Annotated in this window: 2 protein-coding genes; both read left to right on the top strand. The window is 63.3% G+C overall.

Translation table 11 applies throughout. The features are described 5' to 3' along the window. Positions 1-37: 37 nt before the first annotated feature. A complete protein-coding gene (locus LOY69_RS14400; protein ID WP_265074802.1) occupies positions 38-11,662 on the top strand; it encodes a hypothetical protein in 11,625 nt (3,874 codons plus the stop codon). Position 11,663: 1 nt separating this feature from the next. Then, positions 11,664-19,961 carry a hypothetical protein gene (locus tag LOY69_RS14395; protein WP_265074801.1) on the top strand — a complete coding sequence of 2,766 codons (8,298 nt, stop codon included), beginning with the start codon at positions 11,664-11,666 and terminating at the stop codon, positions 19,959-19,961. Positions 19,962-20,432: the final 471 nt, after the last annotated feature.

The raw sequence follows: 20,432 nt of genomic DNA, 5'->3' as shown, positions 1-20,432 counted from the left end.
CTCTGCCGGCGCGTGTACCGATCGTAAGGAGACGCACGTGTCGAGTGAATCCATTGCCATTCCTATCGAGGGTGTTAACAAGTTTTACCTGGTTGGTACAGCTTCAGGTCAGCTAGGAAAGATACTTGTCGGGGAAAGGGACGAAGACAAGGAGTTGAACAGTGCTTTCGTCGAAATCGCCCGCGTTGTCGGACCATGCCCCGATAACCCGCCGGACGCTTCTACGACCGCTGCGTGCAATTTTTTCCTGACCAGTCCTCTGCGCATCCCCGGCACCCTGATCCATGATAGTAAAAAGCGGTTCCTGAACAGTGCCGAGTTGAAAGCCGAAATCGCGACGGCCAGTGGAACCGCTGTCAGGCAGTTTGTCGCTCTAGTACAGGACACAGTGCGCCGCATGCAGTCGATCGAGGTCGATGCGAGGGCACAGGCTGCCGCTTTCCTTGGTTCACCACTCGTCAACGCTTTTGCCGGCGGGCACATCAGGATGCAGTTGTGGACGGTCGACCCGACGGTTGCCGATGATCCCGTTACGCTCAAGGCAGATATGTCGATCGAGCTGGCGGCCTACGTCAGTTTAATGACCGCCACCCTCAAACGCAGCGTGGCGCTGACGGTGATCGTCGACGCCGCAGTGGGTGCATCTTTACGGATCGACGCGGACGACCTGGGATTACGCTTCCCGACATTTAACCTGCCGCATTTCGACCTCGGTAAGCCGATGGCGCCGCTCGCACTTCGCAATGCCTTGACCGGAGCCGAATCCACTCTGCGGCGCCTGGTGGACGATGCAAACATTACGGTCGAGCTCGACCCACCCACCGCCAGCCAGCCAAAACTCTTCCTAAAGCTGCGCTCGGCGGGTCCGGGAATCGATTGGGTCGTGGTCACCGGCGATTTCAACCCCGACGTCGACCTCGACCCGGTGGCCAAGGCCGCGGTCTTCACGGTGAATGTGGCATTGCCGGGCGGCGCGGGGGTCAGGATCGAACAACTGACGCTGGGCGACGTGGCGAACAAACAGGTTTTCGGCGGCACGGTCAAGGCCGTGATGCAACCAATCGATATACCGTTGAATGCGCCGCACCGCTTCGGCCCGTTCGAGTTCACGTGGGCGAAACTGACGGTCACCCCCTCGCATCAGGGAAACGCGTTCGGCAAACCCGCCCCGCCCGACGAGGGTGAGACTCTGCGCGCGGTCATCAGCTTTGAGCGTTTGATGCTACGGGTTACTGACGACCCGGACGCCTTTTTGACGGTAACAGGCCAGGTCGAGATCGACCCTTCGGGCGCCCGACTGCTCGCACTGGAACTGGTCGAACCGTTTCCGCTGGTTCTGCTCCAAAACGCGGCGCAAGAGATGCTGCGCGGCGGCGCGGCGGTGATGAACATCATCATCGATACTGGCACCATGCTGCGCGCGCACCTGGAGACCTTGCTCGACATGCTCGCACGCATGGCGCTGGCAACGGGTCGCGCCGCGATCTTCCTGGCCGACAAAGTCGGCGGCGCCCTCGATGCGCTTGGCGACTTGCTCAGCAGCGGGCTGGGCGGTATCGCCGAGATGGTTGCGGCGCTGCTTCGGGGCTTCAAAGACCTGGCCTTGAGCCCATCGACAACACCACCCTTTACCCTTGAATTGCGTATCGGCACCCATCCGTTCGAACTGCGCCAAGTATTGGTAACTTCGCGCACGAATGGCAACAACGAGGAACGCAACAAGGCACTGCTGGGATTTACCTTGAAAATCCCCGGCCACTGGCAACCTGGGCTGCTACTTGATTTCGTCACTCAGCCCGGTGCCTATCTGGTGCTCACCTGCGACACACCCCCGCCCGATAATGAATCTGCCAAGGTTGCGTCTCTGCACACTGATCTCTGGCTCGATCGTACGGATAACGAAACCCATAAAACCGACAGTCGACCTTTGCGCGATGTCGATGGCAAGAATTCCGTGCCGCAGCCACGCACGCTATCGGATGAGCCGTTGCTCGGGCTCAACTTGAAGTTGAAGGAGATGGCCGAGGCGTCGCAGTTGATTCTGGTGGTAGCCGGATTGACCCGAGGCCATACGGTGTTTTTCATGCGTATGGCGGGCGCAACCACCACCGTGCAACTGCCCGGCAACCCCGGCATGAATGTACGCTCCGTGGACGGCCCGTTCCGCCTGGTACCGCTGGAGCAGGCGTTCGACCTCGACGTCGAATTCAAGGCGGATCGCATTCTGCCGCTGCTGGGGATGGGCGAATCCGGCGCTGATCCTACTCCTGGCGCGGGACCAGGGTTCCTCGACAAACTCAAGGGCTCCCTGGCAAACGTGGTGTGGGTCAAGGAATCCAGGCCTTACGCCAGCCTGAGCAACCGCAACGCAGGAGTAGAGCTGGTGCTGGGGCTAAAGGCAGCGGGCCTGGAAACCAGCCTGGCGCTCAAAGCACAGATCTCCCTCGACTCGCTTGCCGTCACACTCGAGACGAGCGACGAATTTACAATTGCGTCCCAACGCATCGAGGAAAACGCACTCGGGCTATTGTGGGTGATCGAACAGGCCGATGCCGATGAGCGCAAAAGTAACGCCAAAATTGACATGTTTAAGCTTGGCTTTGCCGGTGGCCAGAGCGGGTTTGAACTGAATGCGCCAAAACCGGGTGAAGAGCCCAAAAACAAGGCACGCATGCAGTTGCGTTTCAATGGCTTGTCGTCGGACGGTCAAGGTGTGGTGTTCGAGGTCACTACCTTCAAGATCGGGCCGGGTGGGCTCGACCTGGTTGCAAAGGTCGCCGACAATCCGGTGCGTCTGAGTGGCATCGACGTGCCCTTTCACTTCAACGACGGGACGCTGGAAATCAAGGGTGGCCGGTTGGTCCGCGCAATGATCGCGGGACGCGGTGCGCTGCCGCCCGATCTGGTCGGCGAGGCCGACTGTACGGTGGCGCTGACGTTTGCAGAAGTCGAAGGTGAAGGCATCGTCCTTCAATCCGGGAAAGTCGAGCTCGACAAGAAGAGCGATCCCATCATCTGCCATACGTCACGTTTCACCCTGACCATCAGCGACCTCGACATCGCCTTTGTGAAGGATGGTGGCTACCACTTCTACTACCTGGTAACAGGTTCGCTTCGCTTCACGCCGAAACCCGGAGAGTTCGAAAGCGGGCTGCTGCAATACCTCGACGGGGTCGAAATGAATCTCGAGCGCACGCCGCTGTCGGCCGATCCAAGCGTGCTACTCAAACATATCTCGTTCCAGAAGACACTAAACCCGAAAAAGAGCTTCAACCTGTTCAACCTGTTTACGTTCGAGCTGCGCGGTTTTGGTTACCATCCAGCCTCGCCCAAGTTCGACGGCGATCCGGCGGTGAACATTTCGGGCCAGATCCAGTTTGTCGAGATTGGCGACGTGATGGCGCCATCAATCGATTTCCACGGCCTATGGATCGCGCCGCCGAAGGAAGGCGAATCGCTTCCCCGCATCAAGGCCGATGGGCTCGGTATCGACCTCAACCTCAAAGGCGCGATCCGCGTCCGTGGCTCTGTTATTGCGGTCGACGCCGACACGCGCACGGTCGAAGGCAAGGAGTTGGCGCCGCCCGACTACAACGCCTACGGTTTCCTCGGCCGAGGCGAATTCGACATCCCCGGCTGGGGCGCCATGGGCGCCAGCCTCGGCTTCCTGGAACTGGAGCACAAGGACCGACCGGGTGAGCGCCGCAAGTCGTTCTTCTTCTATGCGGACAAGAAAAAGCTGGCCATCGAAATCCCCACCGTGGTGTGGAATTTCTACCTGCGCGAAGCCGGCTTCGGGTTGGGCTTTCGCTACACGCTTGACGCAATCGACGCGGCCGACCGCGCCACCTCGATCCCCAAGCTGGTCAGCGCGCTCGACGAGGTGTCGAAAACCCAGGGCGACCTGCACAAGTTCTCGGCATGGAAGCCGGAATTCGAAGGCGACCGCGTGACCCTGGCCCTGAAAGGCGCGATCCAGGTCTACCCAGCCAGCAAGAACTGGGATGAAGAGGCCGAAAACGCGGCGCAGAACCCCTTCCTGTTTGATCTGGTGGCGGCCATCCGCTCCGACTTCACCCTGTTCATGGGCTTGCGCGGCTGGGTCGGCACCAACTACATCGACTACCTGAACGATAAGGACGGCCTGCGCTCGAAACCTGGCCTGCGGGGCTACCTGTATATCTCGGCGCCACAGCAGCGCCTGCTGGCGCGCATGATCGGCGACAGTAAAGGCTATATCGGCGAACGCATTCCCGCGCTGCAGAAAGGTGCTCCGATGCGCACCGCACTGCAGTCGGTCGACTGGTCGGCCACACTATTCATCAAGCCTGGCCTCTTCCATTACGAACTGGGCTGGCCGAACCAGCTGGTCGTGCGCTTGATGGATGAGGAAAACATGCGCGTGACCGTGCGCGGGGGGATGATCTTCCGAGCAGCCGAAGATGGCCTGCTGTGGGGCTACAACATCGAGGCAGATGCGTTCTTCCGCTTTGGGGGTGAATTCCAGGCGGGCCCGGTCGGCGTCTGCGCCGAAGCAACGCTGAGGGCCAGTCTGGTTGCGCGCGTGTTGTGCTACCTGACCTGGCGTGTGAGCGGATCGCTGATCTACGGCCTGATCGCCCTCGACGCCGAACTGAAAGTATCGTTCCGCGCCTGGCTCGAGGTCGACCTCGGCATTACCAGCTTTACCCTTCGCATCGGCTTTTCGCAGACGCTACAGTTTTCAGCGGCGGTCGAGATCGCCCTGTCGACCGAAGGCGTGGGTGCCCGCGTGGCCGCCAGAGTGGCGGTATCGGTATTCGGTTGCACGCTTTCGGTCAGTGTCGGCTTCACTCTTGGCAAGGGCCAGCTCGACGATGCGCGCGCTCGGGTGCAGCGCTTCCTGGCCATGTCCATCACCGCCGAAGAACCTGACGCAGCGCCTGCGGCGCTCGCGCGCAGTGGCGACGAGCGCACTGCAAAAGACGCCGCGCACGCGCAGGCATCGGCCAGCGCACCCGCGCCGAGCGACATCAAGATACCGAACAACACGGGCAACCCAAAGCCGGACTCGCAACGTCGCAGCCAGTTCGGTTTGCCACCTTGTGAAACCGATTTTTGGTGTGTACTGCATCAGGCAAGCATCCACCCGAGAACACTGAGCCCGCTGACGCCCGAGGATGGCTTTGGATATGCCCTGCTGACCCCGAAGGAAGCGACCAAGCGGGACAACCAACTGGCGAACGAGCCCCCGTTTAAAAGCGCGTTCTATGCCCCGGCGACCGGTTATGTCCCCGTAACCGGTTTCATCAAAGATAACGGCGCGCGCGACGAGACCAGGCCGGCCCATTTCCTACTCACGGGCAGTTTGTCAAAAGAAGATATCGACCTTCTGCAGAAGCTGTATCGATACAATGCCGCAAGTGGCGAATTCGAGTCATTCGTGATCCCACCGGCAAAAGAGCTCCAGGAGATCGAGGTCAGAGCCAAATGGAACAATCCGGTTCAGACCGAGGACGGTTTGAAGAAGTTGACACTCGCGCTGCTGTTCGACGAATGCTACCTGACTGACACCACGTGGTTCGATGCACCGACCAGAGTGCCGCCGGTGCCCAACGAGCCGCCCTACCGCCGCAGCTCAGGCTGGCACGAGCCGAAAAGGCCGCGCATCCACGCCAATCCAAAGCCAGCACCCGTGGGCACCGAGCAGGAGCGTAATTCCGAGCGCGACCTGTTCCAGCGTGGGCATGCAGCTGAAACCGCTGCCAACCCGGTGGTCGACGGTGTCCACCAGGCTCGCTCCACGGTGCTGGCAATGTTCGCCGAGCAATTTGTGGCGCTGACGGCTTCTACCCTGCCCTCCAATCACGAAGCCCACGTGGCCGATCTCGGACTGGTGTTCTTCGGCCCGGTGAAAGCGCTGGAAAAACTGGCGCTATTAGGTATTCGCAAGGACGAGCCGGACGAGCCGAAGCCCGCGGCAAAAATCACTGCCGGTAAGATCGAGGTGTTCAATCCGTTTCCGAGCTGGTTCGTCGAGCAGGATCCGATGCTGACGGGGGACCGCAGCACCTGCGCCACCGACGGCGTCAAGCTCGACTGGCAGCTGACACTGCCGTTCGCCCAGACCATCAAGTGCGACGCCGCCACGCCGGAACTGGCACCGCAAGCCAATCCCGACCAGTTCCTGAAACACTACGAGATCGTGCGTACCCTGGAGGGCCACGAATTCACGCCGCGTACGGTTCTGGTCAAGCCAGCAGCCACCCTTGGCGGCGTCGACCTGCATGGCGTCGTGTCGCAACTGGCACCGGATTGGCAGTACACGGACGACCTGTCTGACCTGAATCAAGAATTGCGCCGGGCGCTCTTGCCGAGCAACGACGAAGCCGGCACATTCGAAGGCGCTACCGCCTGGGCGCGCACCTTCGCCGACCGCGAGTCGATCTCACTCAGTTATACCGTGACCCCTGTCGACAGCGCCGGTTCGCGCGGCATGCCCAAGTCATTTCTGGTCGATATCCCGCGACCGTTGCCGCCGCTGCGCCCAGCCGAAGCCGAGCTGCGCGTCATCATCAAGCGCATGGGGCCTGGCCAGTACGTCACGACACCTCATCACAAGGAAGACATGCCCGACAAGGGCAGTATCGCAATCCTGATGGCGCTACGCGACCCGGCGGGAGAGGCCAACGCCCGGCGCAAGGACAACGTCACGGTCGTGCGCAAATACCATCTGGTGGCTGATCCGGAGAACATCAGTCCCTCTGGCCATTACGGTACCGATGGACTGACCGAGCGCCGCCCCGGTCTTGCCGCTACCTTCAACAAGAGCGGCGACGAGCGCGTCTGGGAGCTCAAGCGAGATAGCTTTGTCGACGTACGCTTGAACGACAAGATACCGGCCGACAGCTTCATCGACCCGATCGAGCCGGACCACCAAACGCTCGAAACCTATCCGCTGTGGAGCCTGCTCTCTGGTACCACCGACATCGGCCGGGTCGATGAGGCACTCGGCAACGAACATATTCCCCTGCTTGTGAAACCGAAAGACAATGTCGGCTTTCTCGAAAGCCTTTGGCGACGCGGGGGCGCAAAGGCTGGTGCGCGCATCGCCACCCGTTTCGCGCTCGAGACAGTCCAGATGACGACCGTACAGGGTGCCGATGGCAAGCCGCATACCTTCACAACGATCTCGAAGCGAGTGCCTGTCAACATCGAGGTACGGATCGAACCGCTCGACTTGGTCCGCAACGACATTGGCCTGCTGCGCCCGGATGCATTCGAATGGCCGGTTCACCTCGACCTGCCACCGCACGGTCCGGGCCAGCTGCAAGCCAGCAGCGGCTTCGCACGTTTTCTCGCGCCGCCACATCAGGGCGGGCTCGACAAGTTGCTCGAGCCCGGCGGCGTCAATGCCTGTGTACTGGTGCGCGACCCGGAACGGCGCATCCTCACCGAAGTCAGTTTCGATGCGGTCCCGGATTTTGTGCGTGGCAATGGCGCCGACGTCGACCGTATACACGCCAGCAGCATCGCTGGGTTCGACCTGCACGAACTCGACCTTGACGACCTGGCCCCGCTAGACACCGCCTTGGCACCCGAGTTCGACAGGAACGCCGACACTTGGCGACGCGCGCGCCGTGTCGCCCGGATCGAACGTGTGTCGCCCGAGATGGCGCGCTTGCTGCCTGACTCGAACAAGGACTGGCCCGGCTGGCAAGCGCACTACCCCAGCGAAACCTGGCGCCTTGCTTTGCGTGCGCAAAGCCGCTCCGGCCAATCCGTGCCACGCCGCGCGCCCTGGTACTCGGCGGCAGAATCAACGGTGGCCTTCGCCGCGCGGGTGCCGCGCATGCGCGTGTTTGCGACTGCATCCGAGGCCGCCGTGACGGACCTGATGTCCCACGGCCAACCGGATCGTATCTATGTCAGCTTCAGTTGCACCACGGCGGCCGATGCGCAAGCTTGGCTCAAGCTGCTTGCCAAACAGCTGAACAAGGAGGCACACGTCCGCTGGGGCCACCTGAACTTCGGCGAAGCAACCTTTTCGAAACATCTGGAGCTATTGGCGAAGCCATCTGAAGACGAGCCCCTGCTGACGCTGACGGCCCCCGATGGCGCCTCGGCTCTCAGCACCGCGCGAGTACGCGCCGCGCTGCTGGGGCTGTTACTGAAGGTGCCGCCCACGGCGGTGCGCCAGATGTTGGGGGCGCTTGCCGGGGGCACGTTACTCACCTGCAGCATCCGTCTTGAAGCGCGCAGCTGGGTGGCCAAGGCCAGTGGTGGGATGCATGACCAGTTATGCGGCGAAGCGGTACTGCCCTTGACCCTGACGGGAACCTTGCATCCCATCCTGGAAGAGGTCGTGGGCGAACTGGAATACAGCAGCGCCAATGAGGGTCTGTACCGTCGATATGTGGTGGCGGTGCAGCCGGTACAGCCGGTGGCTGCGACCACCATGGCCGCTTTCCTGGCCGACAGCAATAACGAGACCGATCCCTATGGATGGGCCGCACTGCAGCAGCTCGGCCTGGCCTCCACGATCAAGATGTATGACCGCGACATGGACCGTTTCCTTTCCGCCGAAGAGCTGCTGGGGCGGGTTCATAATGTATTCAAATCCACCGTCAGCCGCTACTCATCCGCGGACGGGGAGGATGGGTACGATTTCGGACAGCCTTTTGTCGACGTGTTGCTGCGCCCCGGGCGCGACCGCACCCCAGGTCCTTTCGACGCTGTTCTGGCCAGCGCCGGTGTCGAACTCGAGCACGGCCGGCTTGAGCTCGACAGCGACGGTTTGTCGATCGCGCAGCTGTCGCTGAGGCCAGTGCCGGCTCCCGCGCGCCGCTACTTCTTCCTCGATATGCGCTGGGAAAAAGGCTACTGGCCCGAGCAACTGGAGGACGCGAGCCTGCTCACGGTAAAGGTCGAGAAGGACCCTGACGGCACTTGGCGCACCCGTAAAACGGTCAGCGCCACCCGCATGCTGCTTGGCTATGAGGTTGTGTTCACCGTAAAAGGCATGTCGGCCGACCTGACCAGCATGCAGGATGGGCGTACCAGTGCGCTGCAACCCGCTGTCGTCGAGCGCCTGGCGCTGAACGCGTTTCCCAAAGGCCTGGTCAGCACGACGCCGCCTGCTCTTGCACTGCAATTCTTCCTGCGCAGCAGTGACCAGGGCGATTTTGCGCAACCGGACATCTCGCTGGTCGCGCGCGTGCGCATGGTTACCAGCACCACAACCGAAACCTTCGGTCACGCCGGCAGCGTTCCGACTATGACCACGGAGACCACGTCGGGCGAGCAGTTCGTCCCCTTTGAGGAGTTAAAGACGTTCGTCGTGCCGCCGGCTGGAGCAAAATTGCCAACATCGGGCCTGATATCGCCCTCCTCCCTCACACCCGCATTCGTCGAGATCTGTACACCGGACGCCGATGGGCCTTCGCCATACGAGCGCTTCCGAGCGCTCGCCCCTGACGAGTGGGCCGACGAGCTCGCGCAGGCCGCACGCCCGAAGGCGGCGTTCCTCTCGCTGCGTGACAACCTGCGCTTCGCCGCGCCCGCGCTGGCCTGGCCTGGCCCGACTTGGGCCGACGATGTCGAAACCAAGTCTACCCTGGAAATTGCCGCGGCCTACCTGCCCTGGACCCAGCGCTTCCTCGATCATGCGGCCGCGCCGGGCTACAACCACAACGTTATTCAGTTTGCACTGGCCGCGCCAGTGAAGGCCAATCCGTTGAACCTGGCAGCCGATGACGCGGGCAGGCTGACGCTTTCCTTTCTACACGCTGACCGCTGGGCGCATGCGCGCGTGTACGCGGTGCGTGCGACCCCGCGCTACCAGAACCAGGCCCTGGGCGCGGGCTACTACAAGACTCAGGGGGAAAGCGAGCAACTGGTCACCGACGGCCTGCTAGTGGAGTCTGGCAACCAAGCCGGCGCTTTCAAGCGCGCGATCGGTTATGCGCTAGCGGTGTCGGAACGCACCGAACGCATCGAACCTCCGGTAATCCTCGGCTCTCGTCTGGTACGGCGCGACTATACCGTTGCCGACGTTGGCCCCGTCGCGGCAGGCCAGTGGGAACTGATCCTGGCAAGGCATGGCGAGGAAGGATTGGCTTTCTCGAATCGGCCGCTGTATGCCCGGCTCGGCACGCAAGGCACTGCGCTGAGCTTCGTGCGCGAATACCGCGACCCGGACTGGCCGGCCACAATTGCCGGCGCACTGCGCCCCCCTGCCGACCTGCAATTCACGGTGTACCCGGAGCGCTTGCCGACGCTGGCGGCCATCGCCATGGATGACTCGCGTGGCATCGACGGCACCGACCTGGGCGAACTTGCTGGCCTGTATCCGTCGTTGTGGAAAGGCGCCGACGTATGGCGGGTCAGCCATTTGCCAGCCCATTATCGCGTCACCGCGCTTGCCGTGGCGCGCGCCGGCGTGGTGGTGTCGCGCGTGATCAGCACGGTGCAGGACGCGACGCCTCGGCGCCCACTGGCACTTTCCTGGCGCGTGCAGCAGAACGATGTGGACAAGGAAACAGCGGCGCTGGGTGGCACACCCGAGCTGACCATCACCCGCCTCGACAAACACAGTTCGGCAATCCACCTGAGCGGCCTGCGCATGATATCGCACGCAGACCTGAGCGAAGTCGGCGCGCACGCCTGGTTCTCCGGGGGAGAACTTGACGTAGCATGGTGTCCCGACCCAAATGTGCGCTACACGCTGCTTCGGCGCGGGCACCTGGGCGGCGGCCGCAGCTTTGAAGATCAGGATGCCGAAGTCACCCTGATCGCGCATGACCCCGTGGCAGAAGGAGGCCAGGTGCCGCGTCCGATCGTGCTGCGATGCCGCGGTACGCGCTTCGCTACGATTGATGGTGAGGACGGCGAACCCAGGATGAGCCACTCGGTGGTCAGCGGTCGGCTTGAGTTCCACCTAAGCGCGCGCTTGCAGCTGGCACCGAACGGGCTGGCGCCGGAACAGCGCCGCATCCGCCTTCCCCGAGGTGCTGAGCAAGCTGTGACGCAGGCCTTCAATGCCGCCGCCAGTAACTTTGCCGAGATTAAAGACATCGTCCTGCTTGCGGTGGGACCGTTCGTGGATCTCCCCGATGGACGCGACGCGACCCAGGCATGGCTGCTCGAACGTGCGCATGAGATAGAGGCAACAGTCGACAGTCTCGAACCCAAGCTGGACGCTGACCTGCAACCCGCATGCACAGCGCTGCGCACAATTGCGCGCAGTATGGAGATGGAAGCGAATGCCCTGCCGCCCGTGCCTGACTATGATCCGGAAAAAGCCGCACTACAACGCCAGCGCACTATAGAAGTCGAACTGTTACCGCTGGCTCTCGATCCGCTTGTGGCCGACTCACCGTTCCCGCTGATCGCCAGTACTACTGGCGTCCAATTGCTGACGTTGTATGACTTACCTGTTCAGGCAGAAGCCGCCGCTGCCTGGCAATCCGGCCACCCGGCGGCGCAGCGCGGCACCGGCCAACTCTGGCAGGCATGCCGCGAACGGCTGCTGGGTGCGGGCAGTTCGATGGCGTTGCGGGTGGTTGACACCCGCAACGCCATTGAACGGGAAGCGCTGGGCAAGGGCTGGGTAACGCCCGGCGAAATGGAAGTCCCGGTCGGGTTGCCGACCTGGACCAAATGGGCGAGCGAGGTGATATAGCATGAACCGGATCATCGACGACCTGGCGCAGCAGCCGGGCATGCTACGCAGCGTCACGCTGGCCGGGCCGCAGGTACCTGGCGGAAATGACGCCTGGCCTCTTTGGATCCTGCATGCCAGTGCCCCCCATTTCGGATGGCGGAACGCGCTAGGAGCGCATGATAAGGCAATCGGCGCCACCGCCGACCATGTCCACCCGGTACGGGTGTTGGTAGCCGACCAGCCGGCGATGCCCGACGAAAAGTGGGTGCGGCCACGTTTGCTCGACCTGCATCTGGTGGTCGGCGCCCAGAACCTGCAGTACCGCCAGCGCACTGACGAGAACGGCAATTACATCGACAAGGATCGCCTGCTGTTCGGCTGGAACGAGGACGGCAAGGAAGTCGCCGTCGATCGTGGCAAGGCACTGCGCTCGGTTACCGAGGGCCCGGACGAATCAGCCGGCGCGGCCCCGTTCGTGCATGTAGTGGCCGAGGTCCTGGACGATGAGGGGCAGGACCGGTTCCAGAAGGTCGTCGACGACGCAATTGCGGTGCCGCCGCTGCGCCTGATCGCTGGCCGAGTCGGCCTGCACGTCAATCTCGACATGCTCGGGCTCAAATGGTTGCGTAAGCTGGGCATTGTCGTCGGAGCTGGCACCGGCTGGAGTAATTGGCCCAAGGTCTGGCTGGTTCCGGACGGCATCGAGTTCGACGCCGCGTTGCCATTCCCAGGTCGCGCCGCAGCCGCGCCTCTGGTCGGTCGAGTCCTGCTGCATGCGTTGCCGGTTAATCAGGGTTTTGAATTGCGGCTTAAACTGCTCGCCGCCGCCGACCCTGCCGAGTGGGCCAAAGCATGGGGAGCGATCGTGCCGGAGAGTGGCGACTCCGGTGAAGATATGCTGGGACTCAAGTTCGCGGGCCGCCGCGGCGGTGCCTTGCCGGAGTTTTCCTGGCGCGTACTGCGCGCGCCAAACTCGGGCGAACCGACCGGCCTTGATGCGAATGCGGTTGAGGTGCCCGGACCTGACGTCCAGGTCGCGCTGGTCAGCCCGCAGATTCTGGGGGCGATAGACAGCGTTGCCGGCTTGCGCGCGCAATCCCTGCAGGTGAGCGAGGTGGCGCTGGCCGACGGCGCGCGGGGGGTGCAGTTCGCCTTCGAAGAAGGCAATCTGCAAGGTGCCGTGTCGCTGGCGTGTCGATGCGATGCGAAAACGCTGACAATGGAGGTCGAACCGCTTGAGCTGGACTTCGACCTTGGGCGTCTCGTGCCCGAGCTGCGTGGGGCCTATGGCATCGCGACGCCACCGCCGGTGCCGTCCGCCCGAATGGCGGGGCTGCCGTTCGGTGACGAGTACGCACGGCCCCTGATCCCGGCCTTTGTTGCCCTCGACAATGGCTGGCTGCAGCTGCCAGTGCCTAACCTGGGCCCGATCGACACCAGCAATGATCATGTCCTCGCCGGTGCACCGCGGGCGGCGCCACTACCTGGTGTGCTCGACGGCTTCTTCCGGCTGCGCCGCGTTGGCATTTCTGCTGACGTGCAATCCGGTTTCAAGCCCGAGGCGACGACGGTGCGCGATGCCGAGTCGCCATGGAGCTTAACGGTAGAACAGGCGTCCGGGGTGCAAGGCAAGGTACGCCTTCGTCCCGGCATATCAGGCGGTGGTGCCCAACTGGAGGACGCGGTCATCACCCTCCACGATCCAGTCCTTTCGGCCCGGGGACTGCTGTGGCTATCGGCCGACCGTCCCGACGCACAGGAATCGCTACCGCGCCTGGGGGCCGGCCCCGGGGCCTTCGTCGACGTGGTCATGCTGACCCCGGAATCACTTGATGCTGCCCGACCTGCGCTCGGCGCAACGCTGAGCAACCTCGTTCTGTGCGCCGAACGGAAAACGAAAGATACCGACCTGAAGCTCAGCTGGGACACGATGGCGCTGTCGTTTCGTACCGACAGCACGCGCTGGGTCGATGAGTTGCTCAAGCCTGAAGAAGCACGCGAAGCGCTGGTCGAGTCCGCTCAGTGCATCGACGAGCGCTACGACGCAATACCCAACCGCGACGACCCGCGCAACCTCCTGATGGGTGTCGTCGAAAACCGGGTGGATACAATGCGCGCGCAGCTTGCCGCATCCGACGTCGAATGGCGCGCGGCGCTGGCACCGGTTGCACAATTGCGCAAGGACCCGATGCTGGCAGGCGCAATAACGCAAACCGACAAGCAACTCAAAGCCGCGCATGTCAGTACCGAAACAGCGTCGAATCGTGTTGACGACGCGCAAGCGGCGCTTGAAGCCGCGCGCAAAGTGCTCCCCGACTTGGCGCTGGAGCGGCAAAAGCCGTGGCCAGCCGTGGCCTGGCTGCGCCATCCCGCTATCCCGCTGGCCGCCGGCATGCCGATGACACGCGCGGCCGGTGGCTCCCAGCGTCCCCTCGAAAGTCGCGACCTGCATCCCTACGCCTTGCTCGAACGCAGCGTGACGAACCCTAAAGAAGTACTCATGCCATTGGCGCTCCTGGCGCACTCCATCCATGCTCCTTTACTGGAACTGCGGGGAGTCGACGGCAAAGCGTTCGAACTGAAGCCGGTGCCGAGTTGGCCGCGCGCAGGGGGTGCCAATAGCCGCGAAGGCGTGGTACCGGAACGCGGCATCGGTTTCGCCTGCGTCGGCGTGCCTGGCGTTGAGCTACGCATGCTGCCCGGCCCCAAGGCTGGCAATGGCCAACCTGTCTTCCAGGCTGCTTTGCGCTATGACTTGCCGCTGCTCGACGAGGCCTTTGCCACTGCCGCCCTGCCGCCAGCACAGGGTGTGCCGGCACCGTCGCTAGAGCAGCCGGCGACCGGCAGCGTCCCCACCGCCCTCGACTGGCCCCAACTGGCCGCTTTCTGGCGCGAACAGGAGCGCAAGCAGCAAAACAGCCGCGTGGTAGACAGCTACCTGAGCGGATTTGTGGCCCTCGACGCGCCGAAGACTGTCGAAATAAAAACACTGGTGCGCGGACTGACCTGGTCAACAACACTGCGTATCGACCACTATGGCGACAGTCCACTCCCGCCGCCACTGCCCTACGGCGCTCTGACGCTGGGAAAACGCGCCGCTGTGCGAGGAAACGGGGCATTGGCTGGTTACGACGGCTGGCTGGTGAAAGACAACAAGCTCAGGCTGGAGGAGACAACAGCGACAGGCGACGCAAACAGTTTTCAAGTGCTCGGATTCAGCCCGGCCACCTTCAGCCAAGATGGCATCGATCTCGACAACGCGATGAGCGGGGCTGGTCCCGCAACGCTGGTCGTCGCTTCCATCTTGATGACGCGTCCGGTGACGGTGGGCGGTAGCGCCGCGGGCAAACGGCTGGTCTCACTGGTAAAACCAGTCGATGCGACCATTAACGGCGTCGGATTCCAGTTCTGGTTCAAGGATCTGTTGTTTGATGGCGACACTGCGCAGCTCGATACTGACCCGCAGGCGTCGATCGCCTTCGATGCCTTAGACAAGGACGCAGTACTCGCGCGCAGCGGTGCCGAATGGCGCTTCGCTCCGGTCGAGATGGCCGCCGCCAAAGCTGCCATCCTGCTCGGTCGCGGCGAAATACCCTTCTTCGGCTTTCGCCTGGAGCCGCTGCGCCTGATCGATTTGAAGCTGACTGCCAATGCGGTGTCATCCGTCGAGCTGCTGTGCCGCCTGGCGCTCGACCCACGCACTGACAGTAGCAACCTGATCCGGGTGATCCTATCGAACCCGGGCCCCAGCGGCCTGACAGCCTCCTTCACGTTGGCCGACACGGCACACCCCTTGCGGTTCGAGCTGCGCGCAGCGGACAACGCCCGCGGGCGACGGGTGCGGGTCACGGCCCGCTGCTCCACAGGTGCGACATTCGCCTTGAAGGGTCTCAGTTTCGGCGTCGAGGTCGCGGGCGTCATGGTAGGCCTCGGGCGGCCGGCTATCGTATCGGCACCCGGTGAGGACGGCGCTTGGCAAGTGGTGATGCGCGCTACCCCGAATCCAGCCGATACTGGCCAGTCGCGCCTGCGCATCAAACGTGCTTGCGTGAGCGCCGGCTACCTGTTCGACCCAAACGAGCCGCTCAGAGATCTGCCCGTCAAATTCGAATGGGACCCGGTGATCGAACTATTTGCGCAAGGCGAGCACGCCGATCGCGCCACCGCCCCGGTGATCTGGCCACTGGGGCTGGACGCACCCTTGGTGCTGCTCGGGATGACGGCGTCGAACACGAAGCGGGACGACCCGCCCGACGAGGCGAACGGCGCGATTTCAGACGAGCTGAAAGCCGGTTTCAACGTAGCCGCGGACGGCGCGCGCGCCAGCGTGCGGGCCGGCCTCGTCGTGCAGCTGGGTGTACCCAACCCCAACCGGATTGATGGAACGGTGGAGCTCACCGCCGGACAGTGCGAGGGTGTGCTGTTGCAGGATAAACAGGCTTACAACGGCGGCGCCGGCCGGCTGTGCGGGAAAGGCATTACCGTCACCGGTGCGCACATGCACTTCAGTGTCGGCACCAACGACGAGGGCAAATGGGTGGGGCAGGCCACTGTCGACGCCTCTATAGACGCCGACAACGACGTCGGTTGGCCGGCACTCGACGTTGGCTCACCGGCATCCCGGGTACCGCTGCCTCTGACGACAACACGCCCACTCAGCGGCCGGGTGCTTGTTGGCCATGACACGGGCAGTGCGGCGCAACACAGGGTCAAATGGACCTTAGCCGGCCACCGGTTACCGCTCACGGTCGCGGCAGCCATCCTCAGGCCCCACGACACGGCGGTCTGGGTGACGCCAGTGGTGGCCCGCCACACGCTCCAGCGCGACAACAAGACCTTGAGCTGGACCGGCGTCGAATCGATTGCTGTGGGCCGCCCTGCCGGCCTGGTACCGCCTGTGCCAGCAAAACTCAAGGAAGACGCCAGCACCTTCGCGGCCCGCTACAAGCGGGACATTGTCAATGGCAAAAAGGGTGATGAAGAGCCGGGCATGCTACGCGCCGGCGCCGGCGCCGTCGCCACCGTCCTGCAGGGTGCATTGGGCGCCCCGTTCCGCAAGCTCTGGGCCGCGCACGGGGGCGACACCGTCATGATTGCGGGGGGCTTCGTCGGGATGCTGCGATTCGCGCAAGATGACATCGCCGCCCCGCTGCTGCGTCTGCCGGTACTGGCAGGGCTCGGCATCCGGATCGCGCAGGACACGTTCGAAGAGGGTATCGAGCTTGCCTGGAACGATGGCCCGGCCGCGCGCGCGGTCGCACTCACCCGTCCGACGGCGGCGTCGCCCGCCAATGTGTCGTCGGACGCGCTGGCGACCGCCCTGCTGGCCGGTTCGCTGACGCGCCAGTGGGACACAGCAGCCGTGGTGCAAATGATCGGCACCGTTCTGGTCGAGCAAAGTTTCGAGGTACGTCCGCAGGAGAACAACCCCAGCCTGCAGGGAACGCCGTTCTTCCTGGCGGCGGCGGTGTCAGTCAATGCCGTGTTGAACGCCGCCCCTGCGAAGTATGCCAACAAGCCCGACCAGACGGACATCCGTGCGCTGTCGCTGGTGGCATGCACACTGAAGCGCATCGAGTCCGGGCGCGTGTTCCCTGACGTTATCCTGGCCGCGGCAGTCGAAATGCGCGATGTCGCGCCGGTGACCCTTGAGACGCCGCCGCGGCCGCCCTCGAACATGCTGTACGTATTGGGGAGCCGCGTGCGGCGGCAACCCTCCCCTTACACCCGTCCAGTTTCGAACGACCTCTCGATGGCGCCCTATCTTCGCGCGATCGCCGTAACCCTCGACCCCGACCCTACCGGTTTTCTACTGGCATCCTATGACGGACCGGATGGGGCAACCTTTCTGCACGGCACGATTGCGTCGATGGCGCTCGACCGCGAGATGGGCGATCCGGCCGTTCCCGTCGCGTTTGCCGATGGCAGCCGTGGTGCGCCGGCCATGCCGGCAGTACACAACCTGCTGCGCTGGCTGGCCGCACCCAACGAGGGGCCGGGCACGCCTATCCGCGATGAGGAGGGCTCCGGCCTGGCTGGCCTGGCACGCCGCTTGACGTTGCCGGCCAGTGCCTCGGCGCCAATCGACCTGAGTTTGGAAAAGCCGGCGCTGGACCTGGTGTGGCTGTCTCAAACGCAGGTGCCGGTATACCTGCCGCTGCAGGTCGCCAAACTGCGTGGGGAACCCATCGGCTGGCTGCAGCCGGCACCGCCACGGGTGCGCCTTCCAGTCGACACCGAGGTGGTCGGCGCCATTTTGGAGAGTACGCCGCGTAGCGTGCCGCACAAAGATACCGAAGCCGCCGCTGCGGCGGTTGCGTTAGCCGGCCCCCAGGCACAACCCTTCATGCCAGGCCAGGTCGCGGGCGCATCCGTCGGAGAACGGGCCGGTATAATGACGCTGCGCCGAGTCCGCATACTCGCGCGGTTCGATGGCACGGCGACAGGCGATATTCGCGCCTACGACGCGGTGAATGCGCGCTTCGGCGCGCCGGCCCAGGCCAGCTCATCGTTCGCGCGCAAGTTGCGCACACCGCGGCCCAAGGAGCTGCCAGCCAATTGCGGCGACGCCGCGCGCGACCGCCGTATACAGGCTTCACTGGCGCGCCCGCTGACGCAGGCCAGCGCTTTGCTGGGTTCCGCCGACATCGTCCAGGGTGGCTCTGGATCCTTCGGTCCCGGGCCAGATAAAGGCCAAGGCGACCAGTTCCAGGACTGGGCGATCGAGGTCGTGGCTAGCCCGGAAAGCGCAAGCGTGGTATCGGAGCGCTGGGACGGCTCGGTGCGCCTGGTGTGCCGGATCGTCGTGCGCCTGGCCCTGCAACAGCCTGCCGAGGCAATGCCGGTCAGCCCGGCCGCTTTTCTGTTCACCGCGCTTGGCCTTCGAGACGGCATGTCGAGTGCGCGACTGAAAATCGGCGGCCATCTCCTCACCTACCACTGGCTGGTACTGGCTGCGGGTGCCACGCAGGTCAAATGGACATATGGGATACAGAAGGCGCCTTGCGAGAATGCAGCTGGCTGGAACTGGTGCATGGCCTCGATTGCCTTGACCCTCGATCCGCGTGCGGTCTGGCTACCGTTGTCGGCGCAGCCGCCAACGGTGTTACCCGAGATCGCACGCGCGCTCGCTGAGCTGGCAGTACTGCCGCCAGTGGAACTGCAGTGGACTTTCCTGCCCTGTTCGTCGAGCGCGGTACCGACCAAACCCGCTGAGCAAGTCAAGCTCGACAGCGGTGATCCGGACCAGCGACGACTGGTCGAGGGTGGCAGCGAGCGTGCGCCGCTGACATTGCGCATGCCACTTTACCCGATGCTGCAGGCGCGAGGCTCACTGCCGCTGACCCCATCGACGCTGATCTTCAGCGACCCCACCTATGACCGAGACCTCGCCAACCCGCCGTTCAGTACCGTCGACAAACTCAAGGCGACAGGCCACCTCGACCCTCACGACGTCGACCAGCGCGGCGACCTGCGTCTGGTGCTGTCGGCGGACCGCGGCCGGGTCAACCGGCGTGGGGTGGTCACCCTAATGCTCGATATCGCCTACGAGCGGCGCATGGACGAACTGGCCCAAGCGGTGGCCGAAGCGAAAGGCGCTGCGCCGGCGGGCGACCTGGATCAACTTAACGATAGCGAGAGACACAAGGACGTCGCGCGCGTCACCTTGAAACTGCTGGCGGCCAGCGGCAAGACACGCGAGGTGAAATTTGGCAGCCACATCGACGTTAAAGACAAGCCGGTCGCGGGCGAGTTATGGGTCAAGCTTGCGACCGTCTACGAAATGCCGCTGACCCGGCTGGTGGAAGCCAATGGTGAGCCGGCAGACCTGCAGCCTGGCGATGTGCTGCAGGTGAGCGCGGCGCTCCGCGGCAAACCGGACAACACTGATTCATTACTCACGCGCCGCCTGTGGAACACACAGGCAGGAGATTTTACCGCGGTCGACATAGCCCTGACACCAGTGCCCACTTGTACCCTGGCGTTGACGCTGACCGACGAGGCAGTGGTCGAGCCACCACCCGCGTTGTACCTGGCACTGCAACGTAGCCAGGGCAAGGATGGACGGTGGCGTCTGGCGATGCCGCTGCACGCCCAGTCGCCGTTGCCGCGCCGTGTCGATCTGATGGACCCGGCGCGCGGCTTTCGCACGGGCTTGATGCGACGCCATGCGGATTTCGTGTGGTACCTGACCTGTCCGGCCACGATGTTGAAAGAGCATGCGCTGGCGGTGCTCAAAAGCGATCGCAATGGTCAGGGTTATTGGCCGGACAGTGTTGCCGAATTCCTGACACCGGAAGACTTCAACATCAAGTAAGGGAAACAGCATGACACTCGTGAACCTGGCTGGTGCTGCCGGCCTAGGGTGCGCTAACGCGCGCACCGCTGCGGAGGCCGCACCTTAACTCTACGGGAAGGATTCATGACTTTTAACTGAGTGTGTAGTGGTCTAATGAAATCAGACCTATTTAGGCGAGAATGCTCGCCGGATGTTGGTGCAACTCATCAGCGCTTGGCCCAAACTAGCGATCTGGCCGTCTGCCTAATCTGAGCCGCAGCTTCTTTTTCATCTGCTACTGAGGCTTTCTGTAAACCTATCAAGACTGATAAGTCATCGCTGATTCCTAGCTGAGCTTTGAAGCCCACCTTGTACGCCCCGGCGATACCCTTCCATAGAATGAAACACCAGCCGGGGATGGTTGAGCGATTGCACACAGATGGAAGGCTGCTGCCGACGCATTGCATTGCAGCATAAAATACTGCAACGCGACGCCGAGGCAGGCTGAGG

Source organism: Pseudomonas sp. B21-059, assembly GCF_026016285.1.
Taxonomy (GTDB): Bacteria; Pseudomonadota; Gammaproteobacteria; order Pseudomonadales; family Pseudomonadaceae; genus Aquipseudomonas; species Aquipseudomonas danubii.
Note: the sequence above shows the minus strand (reverse complement) of the source record. Positions and strands in the feature narration are given on the sequence as shown.